Origin of the sequence: Candidatus Cytomitobacter indipagum, from assembly GCF_008189285.1 — a bacterium.
Lineage (GTDB): Bacteria > Pseudomonadota > Alphaproteobacteria > CAJXXZ01 > 1604HC > Cytomitobacter > Cytomitobacter indipagum.
In genome coordinates this window covers 455620-473504 of sequence record NZ_CP043315.1, presented here as the reverse complement: position 1 = coordinate 473504, position 17885 = coordinate 455620, and the positions used below count along the sequence as shown (strand labels likewise).

At 31.8% G+C, this 17885-nt stretch carries 12 protein-coding genes; 6 read left to right on the top strand and 6 right to left on the bottom strand.

Annotation, left to right across the window (positions count from 1 at the left end; genetic code table 11):
- The first annotated feature begins 20 nt into the window (after positions 1-20).
- Together FZC35_RS02020 and FZC35_RS02015 are read left to right on the top strand one after the other, a co-directional pair.
- The gene (locus FZC35_RS02020) at positions 21-1277 is read left to right on the top strand and encodes a M23 family metallopeptidase (protein ID WP_148980988.1); all 1257 of its coding nucleotides are present in this window, start codon (positions 21-23) and stop codon (positions 1275-1277) included.
- Positions 1278-2039: 762 nt separating this feature from the next.
- On the top strand, positions 2040-4307 hold the full coding sequence (locus FZC35_RS02015) for a hypothetical protein (RefSeq protein WP_148980987.1): 2268 nt from the start codon (positions 2040-2042) through the stop codon (positions 4305-4307).
- Positions 4308-4707: 400 nt separating this feature from the next.
- Here FZC35_RS02015 and ybeY read toward each other — a convergent pair whose 3' ends face one another.
- A complete protein-coding gene (gene ybeY / locus FZC35_RS02010) occupies positions 4708-5199 on the bottom strand; it encodes an rRNA maturation RNase YbeY (protein ID WP_148980986.1) in 492 nt (163 codons plus the stop codon).
- A gap of 159 nt (positions 5200-5358) precedes the next feature.
- Here ybeY and FZC35_RS02005 point away from each other — a divergent pair, with 159 nt between their 5' ends.
- The 4 genes from FZC35_RS02005 to FZC35_RS01990 all read left to right on the top strand — a co-directional run bounded on the left by FZC35_RS02005 (position 5359) and on the right by FZC35_RS01990 (position 11220).
- Positions 5359-5934, top strand: a complete 576-nt coding sequence (locus tag FZC35_RS02005; RefSeq protein WP_148980985.1) for a nucleotide exchange factor GrpE — start codon at positions 5359-5361, stop codon at positions 5932-5934.
- A gap of 73 nt (positions 5935-6007) precedes the next feature.
- A complete protein-coding gene (dnaK, locus tag FZC35_RS02000) occupies positions 6008-7918 on the top strand; it encodes a molecular chaperone DnaK (protein ID WP_148980984.1) in 1911 nt (636 codons plus the stop codon).
- Between the two features lie 18 nt (positions 7919-7936).
- Positions 7937-9064 carry a molecular chaperone DnaJ gene (dnaJ, locus tag FZC35_RS01995; protein ID WP_148980983.1) on the top strand — a complete coding sequence of 376 codons (1128 nt, stop codon included), beginning with the start codon at positions 7937-7939 and terminating at the stop codon, positions 9062-9064.
- A gap of 296 nt (positions 9065-9360) precedes the next feature.
- Complete coding sequence (locus FZC35_RS01990; protein ID WP_148980982.1) at positions 9361-11220, top strand: hypothetical protein; 1860 nt, start codon at positions 9361-9363, stop codon at positions 11218-11220.
- A gap of 289 nt (positions 11221-11509) precedes the next feature.
- Here FZC35_RS01990 and FZC35_RS02890 read toward each other — a convergent pair whose 3' ends face one another.
- The 5 genes from FZC35_RS02890 to atpD form a co-directional block, all read right to left on the bottom strand.
- A complete protein-coding gene (locus tag FZC35_RS02890) occupies positions 11510-11674 on the bottom strand; it encodes a hypothetical protein (protein WP_172619024.1) in 165 nt (54 codons plus the stop codon).
- A 646-nt stretch (positions 11675-12320) separates the two neighbouring features.
- A complete protein-coding gene (rpoD, locus tag FZC35_RS01985; protein WP_172619023.1) occupies positions 12321-14039 on the bottom strand; it encodes an RNA polymerase sigma factor RpoD in 1719 nt (572 codons plus the stop codon).
- Positions 14023-15612, bottom strand: coding sequence for a DNA primase (gene dnaG / locus FZC35_RS01980; RefSeq protein WP_148980980.1), 1590 nt, complete (start codon positions 15610-15612; stop codon positions 14023-14025). Before dnaG ends, rpoD begins: the two co-directional genes overlap by 17 nt.
- A gap of 349 nt (positions 15613-15961) precedes the next feature.
- Positions 15962-16345 carry a hypothetical protein gene (locus FZC35_RS01975; RefSeq protein ID WP_148980979.1) on the bottom strand — a complete coding sequence of 128 codons (384 nt, stop codon included), beginning with the start codon at positions 16343-16345 and terminating at the stop codon, positions 15962-15964.
- A complete protein-coding gene (atpD, locus tag FZC35_RS01970) occupies positions 16345-17778 on the bottom strand; it encodes a F0F1 ATP synthase subunit beta (protein ID WP_148981151.1) in 1434 nt (477 codons plus the stop codon). The genes FZC35_RS01975 and atpD overlap by 1 nt, the downstream gene beginning before the upstream one ends.
- Positions 17779-17885: the final 107 nt, after the last annotated feature.

Below are 17885 nucleotides of genomic sequence, written 5' to 3'. Positions count from 1 at the left end.
AAAAATGGTAATATACTTTCGTGGTATCTATTGTAGTAAAATTTTTCGTAGATGAAATTAGTTTTTGGAGCAGATATGTTGCTGGCTTTGTTAGATTTATTCCTTTTGCACTTAATTTTACTTATGTTTTTCTTGAGCTGATATCTTTATTCAGAATTTGTATGTTCTTAGGTGGGTGTGTATTATTTTTAAAATTTCTTCATGTTCCGCAGAAAACATCGATTATTCATGAAGTAATTGCTCCCTCAAGAAGTGTGTTAATTAAACATAAAATAGAAAATGAAGGTCTGTCGATTTCTTTGTCTAAAGAAGGATTATCCCTTGATCAAGTCTCTAAAATTACTAAAAAAATTAATGAAGTGATCCCATCTTCATGGCTTTATAATGCTAATATTTCAACAAAAGTTTTTGAGAGAAATGGGTCATATGAGTTTGACGAATGTTATATTTCTGGTCGAGGATTTAAAATTTATCTAAAATCAAATCATGGAGATATTATGACAGAATGGATGCAAAAAGATTCCAGGGAAATATATCAAAGCAAAATTAATGGCAATCTATCAGTTTCTCTATCAAAAAATTTGCCGAATCCTATGGTAAAAGAAATTTTAAATACTTTGCAAAAAGCTAATAAATCAACCATTGGTATTTCTAATATATATGTTGGATATTCTTGTCATGCGCAATCAGGCAAGGCACCAAAAATTGCTTTTATAGAGTTGCATAGAAAAAATGGAAAAATTGAATCAATTCTTTCTATGGAAAACAAAATATACAATCTAAATGAGAATTATTCTTACAATGATATAACTGTAATGAAAAGGCCAATAAATGGAGGAAAGGTTACATCTAATTATGGATGGAGAATTCACCCAATTTTGAAGGTTAGAAAAATGCACACTGGAATAGATTATGGAATGCCAATGGGGTCTCCAATTTATTCTCCAGCTGATGGAGTTATATCAAAATCTCAAGCCTGTGCTGGATATGGAAATTACGTGGAAGTTGTTCATAATGCATATAATAAAAAAATTGCAACTGGATATGGTCATATGACTAAACTGATTGTAAAAAGAAATCAAAAAGTAAAACAAGGCGAGATAATTGGATATGTTGGCAAAACAGGGATGGCTACAGCTCCTCACCTTCATTATGAAATTAAAGTAAATGGAAAGTTTGTTCATCCTCATTCGATAAAATCATTTTACAAAAAAATGAAAGATGCGGAAATGAGAAAAGTACAAAAATGTCATGCAGTTTATAAAACACTAAAATAATCAAAGAAATCCAAATCAAGCAAAGTATTATTTAAAAAACATGGTGAAAATTACTAAAATAAAGCGCTAAAAAATATGACAATATATTAAAAAGGCATATTGAAAGAAATATATCAAAAAATATAAAAAAAACTAAAAATGATATAATTTAAAAGCAAAATATAGAACTCAAAAGAAAAGTGCTAAAAAAATGAAAACATAGTATTAATTAAAGAAAAGTAGGTAAGCATTATTGGCATTGTTATAATTAATATTTTTCATATAATTTTCATGCAAATATTTTATTTTAGGAAAAATAGCGTAAATTTTATTTTAGCAGAAATGGCACGATGTGATTAATAATTTAAAGCAAAATTTGATAAGAAGTTTCTTTAATAATTCCAATTGAATTTTTCGTGGAAATATCTTATTATTTTCAATTCTAACAGAAGCGCTCAACTATTAAATAACAAAAGAATAGGAGAAGAAAAAGCTAAAAAAATTCTAATAGAAATGCTTAGCAATTAAATCATAAAAAATTCCAATGGAAGCGCTTGGTAATTAAATCGCAAAAATCTTAGAAGCAATGAATCTTTTAAAAAATTTATGAATTTCTTTATTATAAGATTATTAGAAGATTAGTTAAATTATTGTATTTATAGTGAAGCGAAAAACTATAGAGATCGACAAATAATATATAGCAAAAATAGCAAAAACAGAAATAAGTATCAAAAATGCACAAGAAGCTATTATGCTAATCATTTTTAGTGTAGAAATAAAGTTATGTATAAGTTTTTTAGGATTCCATTTATATATTTAGCTACCTTTCTGAATATATACGCTGGGATAGTTGAATATGATTTCTCAATCGAGGACGTCGGGCAGGGTAATTGCCAGATTATGAAGTATGTTATTGATGCAAAGTTCAGAAAGCCAATAATTGATTCAATAGGAGAAGATGGAAGCAAGGTGTTGCTTGGCATGTGCGATGTAATTGAGAGAAAAACAGTTGCATTCCTATATGACTGTGGAAAAACTGAATATTCTAAGAATTTGGGAACGAAATTGGGTGAAGATGAAGCAAGCAAAGGGATTTTGGAGTTTGTTAATAAAGAAATTGAAGTAGAATTTAAGATAAAAGGGCGGCAAAATAAAATTGAAACTATACGTAGAGGAAAAATTGGAGAGCTCTTGTGCTTGATAGAAGAGTGGGAAAATAAAATGAAAGAATGGGGTAATAAAGAAATTAGCGCAGATTATACAAGATGGAGATTAGGTAAAGATGAATGTGAGAATAACATTAAAAAAGAAATCAAAGAAGTAGGCGAGAAATTGATTGAAGCAATGCTTAAATGCAAAAAAATTCATCAGTATTTTCCTATTTTGAAAGAAGTAAATAGAGAGAAATTTGATAAGTTATCTGACAAAGACAAAAAAGAATTGCTTAAAAAAATATCTTGGTATATTTATCATCAAAGTTTAGTGAAAGAAGAGCAAGAATCTGACAAGTCAAATCAATCTCATTCCATTTCTACTATGGCACATAATTTGAGAGTAAAACTGCAAAATTTGGATTATTTATTTATAATTTTATCTCATCCAGAAGGAGATCATATTAGTTTTATAAGCAAATTGTTTGGATGTGAGTGTAACTCTAGATCCAGATCTGATAAGCATAATGATAGTGCGGAAGATTTTAAAAATTGTAAGATTATGTCTATTTTATGTGGAGATTGGCGTAAGAGTGATTCAGGGGGAAAGGTATCAGGTGTAGCAGGGCAAATACTAAAATGCTTGAAATATAGATCTCATATTTTGATTGAGCCATTTGCTCAAAAACAAGAATTTAATTTACCGGAATTCTTCTCAGGAGATATTAAATCTATGTTTAGTAAATTTGTTGCAGAAAAAAGTTTTATTTCAGGATTTGATGCGATAATTAAAGAATTAAAAGATCATATTTACATTTGGTCCATGAATACTACAGGAAATCCAAATGCGCAAAGTCCAATAATATCATTTACAGGAACAGTTGATGGATCATCTAAAGCTTATTCAGTAATTTGCGCTGGAGATGCAGAGGACTCAACTTTTTCTGATATGTTGCAAGGATTGATAACAATGAAATATGAGAAAGAAGCGTTGGAATTATGTGAGAAAATGAAAAAATTAAATGACCCTGCAAGTGGAAATGATATGTTCGAAAGAATGAAATTTTTTGCAGACGAGGGAAAAAGAATTGCATCTCACCCTGTAACAAGAGCAGATTACAGAAAAAATATTATTGATTCCGTGGCAAGCAGATTCAAAAATGACAAAGTTGCATTAGTTGCTCCTCATCACGGATCTGAAGAACAATGGCAAGTTGCAATTAGTTTAGCTAGATTATTTTGTGCAAATATTCTTTATGTGTCAAATGGTCATGGAGGTCAGCAGCCTCATATACATGCTAATTTCTTTAAGAATTTGACCAATGCTTTTAATCCACGCCTAGATTTTGTTGGTGAGTTTTTTAAAGGAAATAGTCAAATTACCTTTGAAAGTCAGTATAGTGTTAAGGATATAGATGAAATTACTTGGGGTAAAAAAATAACAGTTTATCAGAAAAAGGGAGATGAAGGAGAAAAAAGACCTTGCTCTATATGGCTTTTCTCTACAAATGATCATGGATCTCTTAGGATTGCATGTTCAGAAGAAAGAAACCCATTAGCAATGTATAATGCATTTTCTGGCTCTCAAGAGTTTCTGGATGTTGATGTTTTGAGAGGGCAGATATATTCATGCTCTACAGAAGGAGATCTTCTTGCAACGCGCTGTGTTGTGAGCGCAAGTGCGATTATGGCTGTTGCAGCGAATGATCATATACAAAATATTTTATTATCGCAGCAATCAGCTCTAGCTGCAAATGATACTCATTCACAAGTTTCATCATCAATGCAGCCAGTCCTAGTTGCAAATGATGCTAGTGCATTGCTTCATGATGGTGCGCGAGCAGGAAGTCAACAGCCCGAAGGTGTTGAAATAATATCTCAACCACCTCAAGTCAGTTAAAAATAAACTTTTGTCAAAATCACTCAAAAAGAACTATTCAAAAATCAAACATATAGATTTGCTGTATAAGTTTATATGGATTTGAAATATGCTATTTATGATTTGAATAGCTATTTTATATTCAGAAAATGTAATTCATATGAATGAAATTAGGATTAATATTATTATATTGAAGTCGCATAAGATTTAATTATAAATGCAAATTATTATGCGCTAGAAAATGTAATATTTATTGAATTAATCATCTGTTCGCATAGATTTTAAACATATAATTTGTATATAAAATCGTATTTATGAGGTATATGAATATTATTATTTGTAATAGAAATTATAATATGCTGAAAATACAATTGTGTAAATGCTGAAAATACAATTGTGTAAATTTATAAATCAACTAGGGCTATGCGTATGGATTTGCAATGTTGAATGATTTCATGATTTTTTTCTCAACATCTTCCATAACCAATGCGTCATTTTCCTCTTCATGATCGTATCCTATTAGGTGTAATGTGCCGTGCGCAACTAAATGCAGGAAATGCGCCTCGAAACTTTTCTCAGCTTCTTCAGCTTCTGCCTTAATTACATCGTTACATAGAAAAATATCCCCTAAAACACGAGGTCCCTCTACATCTCCAGGCAACATATCTGCAGGAAAAGATAGCACATTAGTGAGAGTATTTTTATTTCTATGTTTTTTACTTAAATACTTCATATATCTTGGGCTTACACAATGAATAGTCAAGTATACTTCTTGATTATGCATATTTCTTCTGAATCCAATTGCCTTTTTAGCAGAATATACAGCTGCAGTTTCCAGTGTATGAGGAATATTTCTTGTGTTTATTTTCCAATACTTCGCAAATTTCGGTACTGGCTTGATTTCAATTGACATAAAAGCATATTATCATATAACTATATTAAGCTAAATGTTTGTTATTTTTTCACTTATATTAATAGTCTTAAATTTCATTTAATTTGACAGATTTTGTTGCTCATGATATGATTCTAATATCTAGTGTTTTGCTAGATGCATTTTAATTTCGGAGGTTGAATGTCTGTTCGAGAGATAGATTTTGAGAAAGAGAATTTCGATTCAAGTGATGAGAATTTGGTTAATTATGCCAAAGAATTGTCTGGCGCAGTTAAGGAACATGAATCTTTAATTGAGAAAAAAGAGTCTAGAATTGAAGAATTAGAATCTTCCGAGAAAAAACTGAGAAATGATTGGGCTTCTGCTTTAGCTGAGCAAAAACGTCTTAGCGAGAAGATGCCTGAATACATAGAAAGCAGAGCTAAACATGTTGTCAACAATTTTATGTTGTCAGTATTAGAAATTGTGGACAATTTAGAGTTAGCTCTAAGAGCTGCTGAATCTGATAAGAATATCCATATGGGAATTCAAATGATTTACAAGCAAACACTTTCTTTGCTTGAAAGTAAGGGTGTTACTCAGCAATTGATTAATGTTGGAGATGATTTTGATCCTCAAAAGCATGAAATTATTGAAGAAAATAACTCTGAATATGAGAAAAATAAAATCATTGAAGTGAAATCTAATGGATACATGATTAAAGATGAAGTTTTGAGGCACTCTAGAGTTTCTGTTTCATCTGGAATTAATGGCTAATTTAAGTAGCTTTATTAAATATATAATTTAATAGATTGGTATTAATTATCATTTTATTAAGAAGGGAGATTAAATGAACAAAATTATTGGAATAGATCTTGGAACTACCAACTCGTGTGTTGCGGTTCTTGAAGGTGGGAAAGTTGTCATTGTGCCTAATAGCGAAGGCGGAAGAACAACTCCTTCTATTGTTGCTTTTAAAGATGCAAATAGACTTGTAGGTGCTGAAGCCATGAGACAAGCTGTTACAAATGTATCAAACACTTTTTATTCTGTGAAAAGATTAATTGGTCGTCGTTACGATGATAAAACAACTAAAGATCACGCTAATTTAAGCTCTTACAAAATTGTTGATTGCAATGGAGATGCATGTGTTGAAGTTGATGGAAAAACATACAGACCTGAAGAAATCAGTGCTATTGTATTACAAAAACTAAAATCTGATGCAGAGAAATACTTAGGAACAACTGTAACTGAAGCTGTCATTACTGTGCCTGCTTATTTCAATGATGCGCAACGTAATGCTACTATTACAGCAGGAAAAATTGCTGGATTAGATGTAAAAAGAATCATTAATGAGCCAACTGCAGCTGCATTAGCATATGGCTTAGAAAAGAAAAAGAATGGAAAGGTTGCTGTATATGACCTTGGTGGAGGAACTTTCGATGTTTCCATTCTAGAAATTAATGATGGAGTTTTTGAAGTTTTATCAACTAATGGAGATACATTCTTGGGTGGTGAAGATTTCGATCAAGAGATTGTAAATTACTTAGCTAGCGAATTCTTAAAGTCAGATGGAATTGATTTGAAAAAAGATAAGATAGCTTTGCAAAGATTAAAAATTGAAGCAGAGAAAACAAAAATCTCACTTTCAGCTTCTATGCAAGTTGATGTGAATTTGCCATTTATTACTGCTGATGCATCTGGTCCTAAGCATCTTAACATTACAGTAACAAGATCAAAGCTTGAATCTTTAGTGGAAAAATTGATTGAAAGAACAGTAAATCCATGCAAGATGGCATTATCTGATGCTGGAATTTCTTCTAGTGAAATTGATGATGTTCTTTTGGTTGGTGGTATGACACGCATGCCTAAGATTGCAGAAAAAGTTCAAGAAATTTTTAACAAAAAACCACATCAAGGAATTAATCCTGATGAAGTTGTTGCTAGTGGAGCTGCAATTCAAGGTGGTGTTTTGCAAGGAGATGTAAAGGATATCTTATTACTTGATGTTACTCCTTTGTCATTGGGAATTGAGACAGAAGGTGGAATTTGCTCTAAATTAATTGATAGAAACACAACTATTCCTACAAAGAAATCTCAAGTATTCTCTACTGCTATAGATAGTCAGACTTCTGTAACAATTAGAGTTTTGCAAGGTGAAAGATCTATGGCTGCTGACAATAAATTGCTTGGTCAATTTGATTTTTCAGGAATTGCTCCAGCGCCAAGAGGGATCCCTCAAATAGAGGTTACATTTGAAATTGATGTTGATGGAGTTGTGCATGTCTCTGCAAAAGACAAAGCAACAAATAAAGAGCATAAAATTTCTATTAAAGATTCTGGTGGATTGTCTGATGAAGAGATTGAGAAAAAAATTAAAGAAGCAGAGCAGCATGCTGAAGATGATAAGCAAAAAGTTAAATTAATTGAAATTAAAAATAAAGCTGAAACATTAATCACAAGCACAGAAAAGGCTTTGAAAGATCACGGAGCTGAGCTTGACGAAGAAACAAGAAAGAAAATTGAAGCTTCTTTGGATGATTTGAAGAGCAAAAAAGATTCAGATGATTTGAAAGTTATAGAAGATTCAATCGCTGCTCTTTCTAATGATGCAATGAAATTAGGAGAAATTGCGTACAAGGCTTCTCAAGAAAAAAACAACAAAGAAGGAGAAAGCAAAGAAGAGGCAAATAAAGAGTCTGAGCAGGAAAGTGTTAGAGATGCTGAATACACAACTAACGAAGATGATAAAAAAGACTGAATATAATTAAAGGAAATTATGAGCAAAAATTATTATGATATATTAGGTGTTTCCAAAACATCAACTCAAAAAGAGATCACAAAATCTTACAGATCTTTAGCTATGAAATACCATCCTGATAAATTTTCGGGAAAGAAATTCACGCAGAAAGAAAAAAAAGAAGCTGAAGATAAATTTAAAGAAATCACAGAAGCATATGACACTTTAAAAGATGAAAACAAAAGAAAGCAATATGATTTTACTGGATCAACTGATGGATTTGCAGGCGGTGGATCTGATGGATTCTCATTTGATTTCGGAGATATGGATATTGGAGATATGTTCTCAAGCTTTTTTGGAGGAGGAGGGCGTAAAAGCTCTGCTTCTCAAAAAGGTAGAGATTTAAGCTTTGAATTAGATATTTCTCTTGATCAAGCTTATAATGGATATCAAGCACGAATCAAAATTCCTAAGTTAGCTAAATGCGATACTTGCAAAGGTGTTGGATCTACAGAGCCTCCAGTAACTTGTGCTCAATGTCATGGTAAAGGAACTTTTTTTGTCAGGCATGGATTTATGAATCTTCAACAATCTTGCAGTAGTTGTGGTGGAGCTGGAAAACGCATAAAGAGCAAATGTAAAAGTTGTTCTGGTGCTGGAAATGTGCAAAGAGACAAAGAAATAGATATCAATATTCCTCAAGGAGTTTTGGATAAACAGGAAATTCGTATAATTGGAGAAGGAAATGATGGAAAAGCAGGTCCTGGAGATCTATATGTGAGAATAAATGTTCTAAATCATTCTATATTCACTAGGGTAAAATCAGACCTTTATTGCGCTGTTAATGTTTCTCCTGCTCAAGCTGTTAATGGAGGGTCCGTTGAAATACAATCTATTAGCAATAAGAAAATTACTGTCCAGATCCCTTCAGGAATTCAATATGGAGAGAAATTAAAAATACCACAACATGGTATGATTTCTGGAAGATACAAAGGCGATTTGTATGTGAAAGTTTTAATTAGAATTCCGAATAAAAAAACAATGAGCAATGAGCAATTGAAATTATGGAAAGCTTTGAGTGAATTAGAAAGTTTGACATCTAATGGAGAAGATGGAGCTAGCTCTTTTGAGAATATAAAAAAAATGTTCAATAAATGGGCTTCTTAATAATTCGTTGAGAGATTTTGCAAATTTGATTTATAGAGAGGTCATTTTCAGAAATAGTATAGTTAAATGCAATTTAATCAAATAACTTAAAATCTTATTAAATAAATTTTTAAATAAAAGTGAATTTAGTTTAAAACGTGATAAATAAAAATACATGACTTTAAATTCTTATAAATAAAAATTAATTGAATCTGAATTGAGGTAAAGTAAAAAGCATTTATTTATATATTTTCATAATTCATTAGAGCATTGATATATTTCTTTTTTAAATGTAAAACAAGTTTCAAAGGAATAATATGAATAAAAAATTACTCTTACTATGTATTTCTAAAATATTTTGTGTATTTGAAGTCGAGGAAAGTCACTTCGGGATCATGGATGTAGGGCAGGGCAACTGCAATATCATGATTTATGATTTAATTGATCGTGATAGAAAAGATGATAGCGGAGAGGCTTTTTCTCTCAGTCAAAAAGTTGGATATATGTATGACTGCGGAAGCAGTGAATATCCTGCAAGATTGAATAAAACACATAATGGTTTTAAAGCTAATGATCAGGAATATCCAGATTTATGTGAGAATGTTCATGAGAAACTGAAAGAGCTTGATTATTTGACTATATTTCTTTCTCACCCAGATATGGATCATTTTAATATCTTGCATCATATTTTATATCCTAAAAATTCAACAAGTGCAGCAGTGGTAACAAAGAGTAAATATTATAGCGCTACGGATGATAGAAAGTTCAAAGGCGATATCAAAATTGCAGTATTTGCATTTGGTGATTGGAGCAAAGAAACTGGAATTGAGGGGTCTTTTAAAAAATCTTTGAGCCAAACTAGACCTGGATCCATTCGTGTTCCTAGCGTAGATCCTACTTCTATAGAAAGAGCTGAAGATTTGATAAATACAGGAGATATTCCTGTTGCAGAGCCATATTTCTGGCAAAATGCTGCAGGAGAAAGCCCACAATTCTTTAGTGGTAATTTGACTGAATTATTTGATTTGGCTAAAAATGCAAACAGTTTAAAAAATTTCACTAGAGGATGCGATTCAGGTTATTTAGGTCTTTTTGATGAAGTTAATAGCGTATTAGCTGGATATGTAAATATTGTTTCAGCTAATACAAGATATGCAGATATAGATGAGCAAAATGTTGTTAGTCCATTAATCTCATTTACGCATAAAATCTCTCCTGATCAAGATCAATATGTATCAGTGCTATGCACAGGAGATGCAGATAACAACGCAATTGCGCAAATGCTGATAAACAAAGAGTTTCACAAGGAATCATGTGAAGAATTTGTAAAAAATGTAGAAGATATTATAAAAGAATATAAGCCTCAACAGAGAGATTTGGGAAAACAGAGCAAGATAGGTGAAGCAAAAAGTAAAGGAATAGCAATGATGTCTGAAATTGGAACCCTTAACGTGCATTTTGAAGATGAATTGCAAGGTAAAATCAGATCTAGCATTTTGCATCAAATTGTTGGCAATAATTTTAATTCAGTTATGAATAGTGAAATGCAATTCAATAAAGACAATCATCACATAGTTATTATTGCGCCACATCATGGAGCAGATAGCTCATTATGTTCTGCGATTAGCTTGTTTAAACCTGCATTAATCATTTCTTCGAATGGGCATGGAGAAAGAGTCCAAGCTCCTAGTGCATATGTTGTGGGCAAAGTTACAAACAATTTAGATAAATATCCAACAGATAAATATAGCAAAAAAATCATAGAAAGATTAGCAGAATTGAATAAAATGACAAATGATAGATCAACAAGCGATGGATCAACAAGCGATGGATCAACAAGCGATGGATCAACAAGCGATGGATCAACAAATGGTAGGTTTAATTTTTCTACGAATCAATTGACAAGTTATGGGCGCGATGGAGGCAATTCATCATGCTCATATTGGATTTCAACTAATAATTTGAAAAATCATATCGAAAGATCATTTGCATGGAAAGTTGAAGATGTATCTTCAGAAGTGAGCAAAAGAGATGATTCTGCATCACAATCAGAGCAAAGTCAGCGTCAAGAATTGAATTCGCAACCTGCTCAAGAAGGATTGGTTGATCTTTTTGCAGGAGGAATGAATATAGGAAGCGAAGCAACTCAACAGAGTCAAATGCAACAGCAATCTTAAGTTCAAGTGCAGCAACAGTATCAAATAGGGGTTCAACAAGCTCAACCTCATCAATATCAACAACTGCAAGCTCAACCACAGCCTCCAGCGCCACAGCTAAATCAACATCAGCATCATGTACAGCATCAACAGCCTCCAATGATGCAACCTCAGCAACAAATGATGCAACAGAATTCTAATCAATCCCAAGTTCCAACACAGCAGCAAGCTCATCAGCAGTATGCAGTTGCAATGATGCCACAACCGCAATATATAGCTCCTCAACAGCAACAAGTGATGCAACAGAATCCTAGTCAATCCCAAGCTCCAACGCAACCACAATCGCAGAATCATCAACATGCACAACCAAATCAGATGATTCCGCAACCACAGTCTCCAGCGCAACACCCATATGCAGCTCCAGCGCCACAACTAAATCAACATCAGTATCATGTGCAGCATCAACAGCCTCCAATGATGCAACCTCAGCAACAAATGATGCAACAGAATTCTAATCAATCCCAATTTCCAACGCAACCACAGTCTCCAGCGCAACACCCATATGCAGCTCCAGCGCCACAACTAAATCAACATCAGCATCATGTACAGCATCAACAGCCTCCAATGATGCAACCTCAGCAACAAATGATGCAACAGAATCCTAGTCAATCCCAATTTCCAACGCAACCACAATCTCCAGTGCATCATCAGCAAGTTCAGGGAATAATGCATACACAGCAACGCTCACAAGCGCAAAAATAACCTCTATCGCAATAGTTCGAAGTAAAATTATATATCTGCAATTCTCCATAAGCTCTAACTTAGATTTTGCAGTTTGATATTAATGAGTTTAATGTAAGCATGTATTAAATTGATATATGTAAAATTATGAGTTAAAAAACAGTAGGTTGTAGTGAAATTGAGATAAAGCAATTAAATTGCATAAAAGTCTAAGTAAAATAATTGCATTGCAGTGAAATTGAGATCAAGTAATTAGATTTCAACAAAATTATAATTTAAATAAAAGCCATCAATTAAATTCTATTGAATAGCTGTTGAAATTTGATATTTCTCAATGATCAGTCATTAATTATCGCCATAAATATGAAATATTGAAAATATTAATTGTTATATAGTGATCGTAATGTTTTGGAGCTGAATAGTTTTCTGATCGCTTTTGCTTCGATTTGTCTGATTCTCTCTCTAGTAACTTTGAATTTTTCTCCAACTTCTTCCAAAGTATGATCACTCTTAGTTCCTACTCCAAACCTCATTCTGACTAATGTTTCTTCACGACTTGTTAGATGAGAGAATGCTTTTGAAATAGCATTTTTGATACTTGCTTGCAACATGGCATCAGTAGGAGATGCAGCATTTTGATCTTCAATAAAATCAACTAACTGTCCATCTTCACTGCTTCCAACTGGCAATTCAAGACTTACAGGTTCTTTGGATATTTTTTGCACACGCCTTACTCGCTCTACAGGAATAGCCAAATATTCTCCAATTTCTTCTGCAGTTGGCTCTTTTCCATTTTCATGCATTAGCTGTCTTGAAGCCTTTACAACTCTATTAATTGTTTCAATCATGTGAACTGGAATACGAATTGTTCTTGCTTGATCTGCTATTGCTCTAGTAATTGCCTGTCTGATCCACCAAGTAGCATATGTAGAGAATTTATATCCTCTGCTGTATTCAAATTTATCAACAGCTTTCATAAGACCAATATTTCCCTCTTGAATTAAATCAAGAAACTGCAATCCTCTGTTTGTGTATTTCTTAGCTATTGAAATTACAAGTCTAAGATTGGCTGAAACCATGATGTTTTTATTCTTAGACATGACTTTTTCGCCTTTTCTAAGATTTTTAATTATCCTCTTAAATTCTTGCAATGGCAAATCAATATGATTAGTAATGCATTTCATTTTCATTTCATTTTCATTTATAAATCCATCATTTTTTTCAAAAAATTCTTTAACTTTCGCATGCTCAATAGGAGTTTTATTCATATGAGCCACAAATATATTTCTCTTTATTCCTTGTTTTTCTGCAAGCTTAATTAAGTTAATTTCTAGCTTTATTATTTCTTTGTTCAGTGCATACATTTCATGAATTAATTTATCTATGCATGAGTAACTAATTCTCAAACTAATGATGCAATCTACCAATTCTTGGTGAAATTTATCATATTCTTGTATTATTTTTTTATCTACTTCTTTTCCTTCTTTAATGCATTGAAATCTTTTGTTTTGAGCTTTAGCAAATTTTCCATGCACTTTTTGAAGATTTTGCATATTTTTTTCTAGAGACTTTAGGTCATATGCTTCGTCCTCTTCCTCTTCCTCATTAGATGCTGTAGCTGATTTAGTTGAAGCAGATTTTTCTGCAGTTTTAGCAACAGGTTTATCTGCAGTTTTAGCAGCAGATTTATCTGTATCTTCAGCAGATTTATCTGTAGTGCCATCTGTAGTTTCAAAGCATTCTTCACTGCTTGTTTCTTCTGCATCAATTAACTCAGATGGGTGCATGTTTTTTGATTTTATAGCTTCATACCACTCTAAAATTCTTTTAATAGTGATAGTGCTTTCGCATACAGCGCGTATCATAAGATCGCTTCCTTCTTCTATTTTCTTTGCAACTTCTACTTCTTCTTCTCTTGATAAAAGAGGAACATTTCCCATTTCTCGCAAATACATTCTTACAGGATCATCATTTACCGCGCCTTTGCTTGTTTTTAATCCGTCAAAAATCAGCTCTTCTTCTGGATTGGGCTTAACTTCTACTTTTTTATCCTCATTATCATTGTTTAGAAAAAAATCATTATCAATTGTTTGTTCCATTGTTTTCTCCATGCTTGTTAAATATAAATTGCCATGCTTTGACTAAATTTTCTTTACTATTTTCGCAAAATGCGAAAGGAGCTAATTGTATTATATTGTCAGAAAGGCATAGCTTCACCAAACTAGTGCATCCTTTTTGATCAAAAAAGTCAAGGCTTTTGTTATTCTTTTTTATCCATTCTGGAATTAAGTCATGCATTTTGCTCATATTTTCAGATAAATCTATCTTTAAAAATTCATCACATATTTCATCATATACATCTGGATTTTTTAAAATAGTTGCGATTAATATTTTTTCATACACATGTTTCATATTTGGAATTGTATGATTTAATTTTGGATTTGAATTTGAAGCATTTCCTTGTTTAGAGTATTTTTTATACTGCATAACTTCTTGTTTCCAAAGATCTTTCCATTTTTTCTTATACAATTCTTTTATGTTATAGTTTTTAATCTTGTCTCCCAAATCCAATAACTCTTTGTAATATTTATATTGCAGTTCAGGTATATTGCTTGTTTTGAAGAATAATTTCCAACATGCTTCCACTAATGGAATTCTATCTTCTATTAATTCGTTCCACTTTTCTTTTCCATTTTTTCTTAAGAATGAATCTGGATCCTCTTGATTTGGAAGAATAATAAACGAAATTAGATAATTTTCATCTAAATGAGGTAATATTAAATCTATTATTCTTCTCATGCCATTTAATCCCGCATTGTCTCCATCTAAACAAACTATTAATTCTTGATTTATATCGCATACTTGCTTGATATGATCATGTGAGATTGCAGTTCCATTTGATGCAACGGCATTTATATCATATTGATGAAGCGAAACTGTATCCATATACCCTTCTGTCAAAATTATTGGCTTTGATTTATTGATTAAATTCATCCCATAAAGTATTTTAGATTTTTTGAAATATTGTGTCTCAGGGCTATTGATGTATTTAGGGCCGTATCCATCATTGATTTTTCTTGCTCCAAAAGCGCATACATTACTTCCATTATATATTGGCATTATTATTCTGTTTTGAAATATATTTAATAGACTTTTCTTGAATCCTATATTTTCCATTATATTAATAGTTATGTCATTTGCCCTGCAAAATTTATACACTTCATGCGTACTTGGAATCCATCCTATTTGAAACTTTTGAATAGATTGGTAATTAATTCCTCTATTTTTTAGATACTCGATTGCATGCATGTGTTGGTTTAAATTATTCATAAACCAAGTAGATAGATTTTTCATCGCATGTAAATTGAAATCTTTTTTATTGCTACTTTTATCGAAAGAGTATTTTATATGAAACCAATCAGCGATTTTCTTGCATGCATCTATAAATGGTATGTTATCCATTTTTTCAACGAATTTAATCATATCTCCGCTTGCTCCGCATCCAAAGCAGTGAAAAAGATTTACATCATCCTGAATAATGCATGAAGGGCTTTTTTCATTATGAAAAGGGCATGAAATATACATTTTCTTTCCATGATCATTGATATTAAAGTACCTTTTCACAACATCTGATAATTTTACTGAAGATTTTATTGCGTCTACTATGGACATATAACTAATATTAATTATATTTTGCAAATGAAGCAATTAGGCATTTTGAAAATGTTAAGAAAGTTTTTAATATGGTTATATAATTGATGAATAAATTTTTAATAGAGAAAGGTGCAAATACATTTTAGTTCTTCAAATGAATTTCTCATAAGAGTGATATATTTTAACTTTTCATCAGTGCAATGTTTCTAATTTTTAAAAGAATAATTTTAAAATGAAAAAAATGCATAACTCTTCAGATATCTAGTTGATTTCTTTTAAGTGTAATTAGATTTTATTTCTTGAATTATAGAAGTTAAGATAGCATTGTATTTAGTTTTTTATTTTAGTTAATTTAATCAATGTTAAGTTAACTAATTTTCTTAGCTAAATCTTTGGCTTGGTCAATATTTTTTTCAAACCAATTTTCTTTTGTCCATGTGGGTTTGTATCCATCATATTTTTCTTTCCAGATTTTTTCCAATGAAGTTTGTATTTTATACTTTTGATTTTTATTGATGCAATTTGTTATTACATAAAGATTTTCTTTTTTCTTTTTAATCATAGAATCTCCAATTGAGTATAATTTATGACCTTTTTCAAAAAGCACAAATAATAAATTTGCAGGAATAGAGGTTATAAAATTTTGGTGACCTGTGTATATAGCCCTCATTCCATGAGAAGAGCTAAATCCTATCATATGAACACTTTCATGTATAATTTCATTGTTTCCAGAAAGTATTGAAAGAAACATTATATTCCTCCAGACTCATGCTTAGCAAACACCTCTTCTATTTCTCCAACCATGTAGAAATTGCTGTCACTAATATGATCGCATTTTCCTTCTAATATCATGCTACATCCATTGATTGTATCTGCTATATCTATATATTTCCCAGGTATAGAGCTAAATGATTGAGCCATAAACATGGGTTGAGATAAGAATCTTTGAATTTTTCTAGCTCTTTTGACTATTGCCTGATCTTCAGAGGATAATTCATCTAATCCAAGCACAGCAATTGTATCTTTTAGCTCATGATATTTTTGTAGATACCTAATTACTTCAGTTGCAACTTTGTAATGATTTTCTCCAACTATTTCAGGAGACAGAGCATTAGAGTATGAAGCAAGAGGATCAATAGCAGGGTATATACCTATTGATGCCATAGATCTACTTAAAACTGTAATAGAATCTAAGTGAGAAAATGCTGCAGCAGGGGCAGGGTCAGTGCTATCATCTGCTGGCAAATAAATAGCTTGAATACTAGTTATAGAATTAGATTTTGTACTTGTGATTCTTTCTTGAAGAGCTCCCATTTCAGTTGCTAATGTAGGTTGGTATCCAACTGCTGAAGGAAGTCTTCCAAGAAGCATTGATGTTTCTGCTCCCGCCTGTGTGAATCTGAACAAATTATCTACAAAGAAAAATACATTTTGGTTTTCTACATCTCTAAAGTATTCAGCCATAGTGATTCCTCCAAATGCAACTCTAGCTCTAGCTCCAGGAGGCTCATTCATTTGCCCGTAAATAAGAGACACTTTAGACATTTTTCCTTGAAGATCAATTAATCCTTCGCTAATCATTTCATTGTAAAGTTCATGACCTTCTCTAATTCTTTCTCCAACTCCAGCAAATACAGCTTTTCCTCCATGTTCTTGAGCCATATTATTGATCAATTCCATAATCAAAACTGTTTTTCCAACTCCAGCTCCACCGAATAATCCTATTTTCCCACCTTTTACATATGGCAGAAGAAGATCAATAACTTTTATTCCAGTTACAAATATTTCTGTATTCACTGCTTGCATATAAAATGGAGGGGCTTTTCTGTGAATTGGCCATTTTTGAGTGTCAATAATTTCCTTTCGTCCATCTATTGTCTCTCCAGTTGCATTAAATATTCTTCCAAGAGTGTCTCTTCCAACCGGAACTTCCAGGCCTTTTTGAGTATCCAGCACTTCCAGGCCTCTTTTAAGTCCCAAAGTATCAGACATGGCAATTGTTCTCACATATCCATTTCCAAGATGAGCAGAAACTTCCAAATATATCGTTTTGTCATTAAATGGGTTAATTACCTTTAAAGAATTGAATATAGGAGGAGTTGATGCTTCTTCAAACAATACGTCAATTACAACTCCTCTAATAGAAGAAATTTTACCTATATTTTTAGTAGAATTTTTGTTCATTTTTTCAGATTTGCTCGCATCTTTACTATTAATTTTATTTGTATTTTCGTTTTGAAAATCTTCCGATTTAGGTTTATTTTGAGAATTTTCTTGAGCTTTTTTCATCT

Excerpts from the sequence above, each read along its gene's own strand:
- FZC35_RS02015 (WP_148980987.1), top strand. The coding sequence starts at position 2,040 with ATGTATAAGTTTTTTAGGATTCCATTTATATATTTAGCTACCTTTCTG.
- ybeY (WP_148980986.1), bottom strand. The coding sequence starts at position 5,199 with ATGTCAATTGAAATCAAGCCAGTACCGAAATTTGCGAAGTATTGGAAA.
- FZC35_RS02005 (WP_148980985.1), top strand. The coding sequence starts at position 5,359 with ATGTCTGTTCGAGAGATAGATTTTGAGAAAGAGAATTTCGATTCAAGT.
- dnaK (WP_148980984.1), top strand. The coding sequence starts at position 6,008 with ATGAACAAAATTATTGGAATAGATCTTGGAACTACCAACTCGTGTGTT.
- dnaJ (WP_148980983.1), top strand. The coding sequence starts at position 7,937 with ATGAGCAAAAATTATTATGATATATTAGGTGTTTCCAAAACATCAACT.
- FZC35_RS01990 (WP_148980982.1), top strand. The coding sequence starts at position 9,361 with ATGAATAAAAAATTACTCTTACTATGTATTTCTAAAATATTTTGTGTA.
- rpoD (WP_172619023.1), bottom strand. The coding sequence starts at position 14,039 with ATGGAACAAACAATTGATAATGATTTTTTTCTAAACAATGATAATGAG.
- dnaG (WP_148980980.1), bottom strand. The coding sequence starts at position 15,612 with ATGTCCATAGTAGACGCAATAAAATCTTCAGTAAAATTATCAGATGTT.
- FZC35_RS01975 (WP_148980979.1), bottom strand. The coding sequence starts at position 16,345 with ATGTTTCTTTCAATACTTTCTGGAAACAATGAAATTATACATGAAAGT.
- atpD (WP_148981151.1), bottom strand. The coding sequence starts at position 17,778 with ATGAACAAAAATTCTACTAAAAATATAGGTAAAATTTCTTCTATTAGA.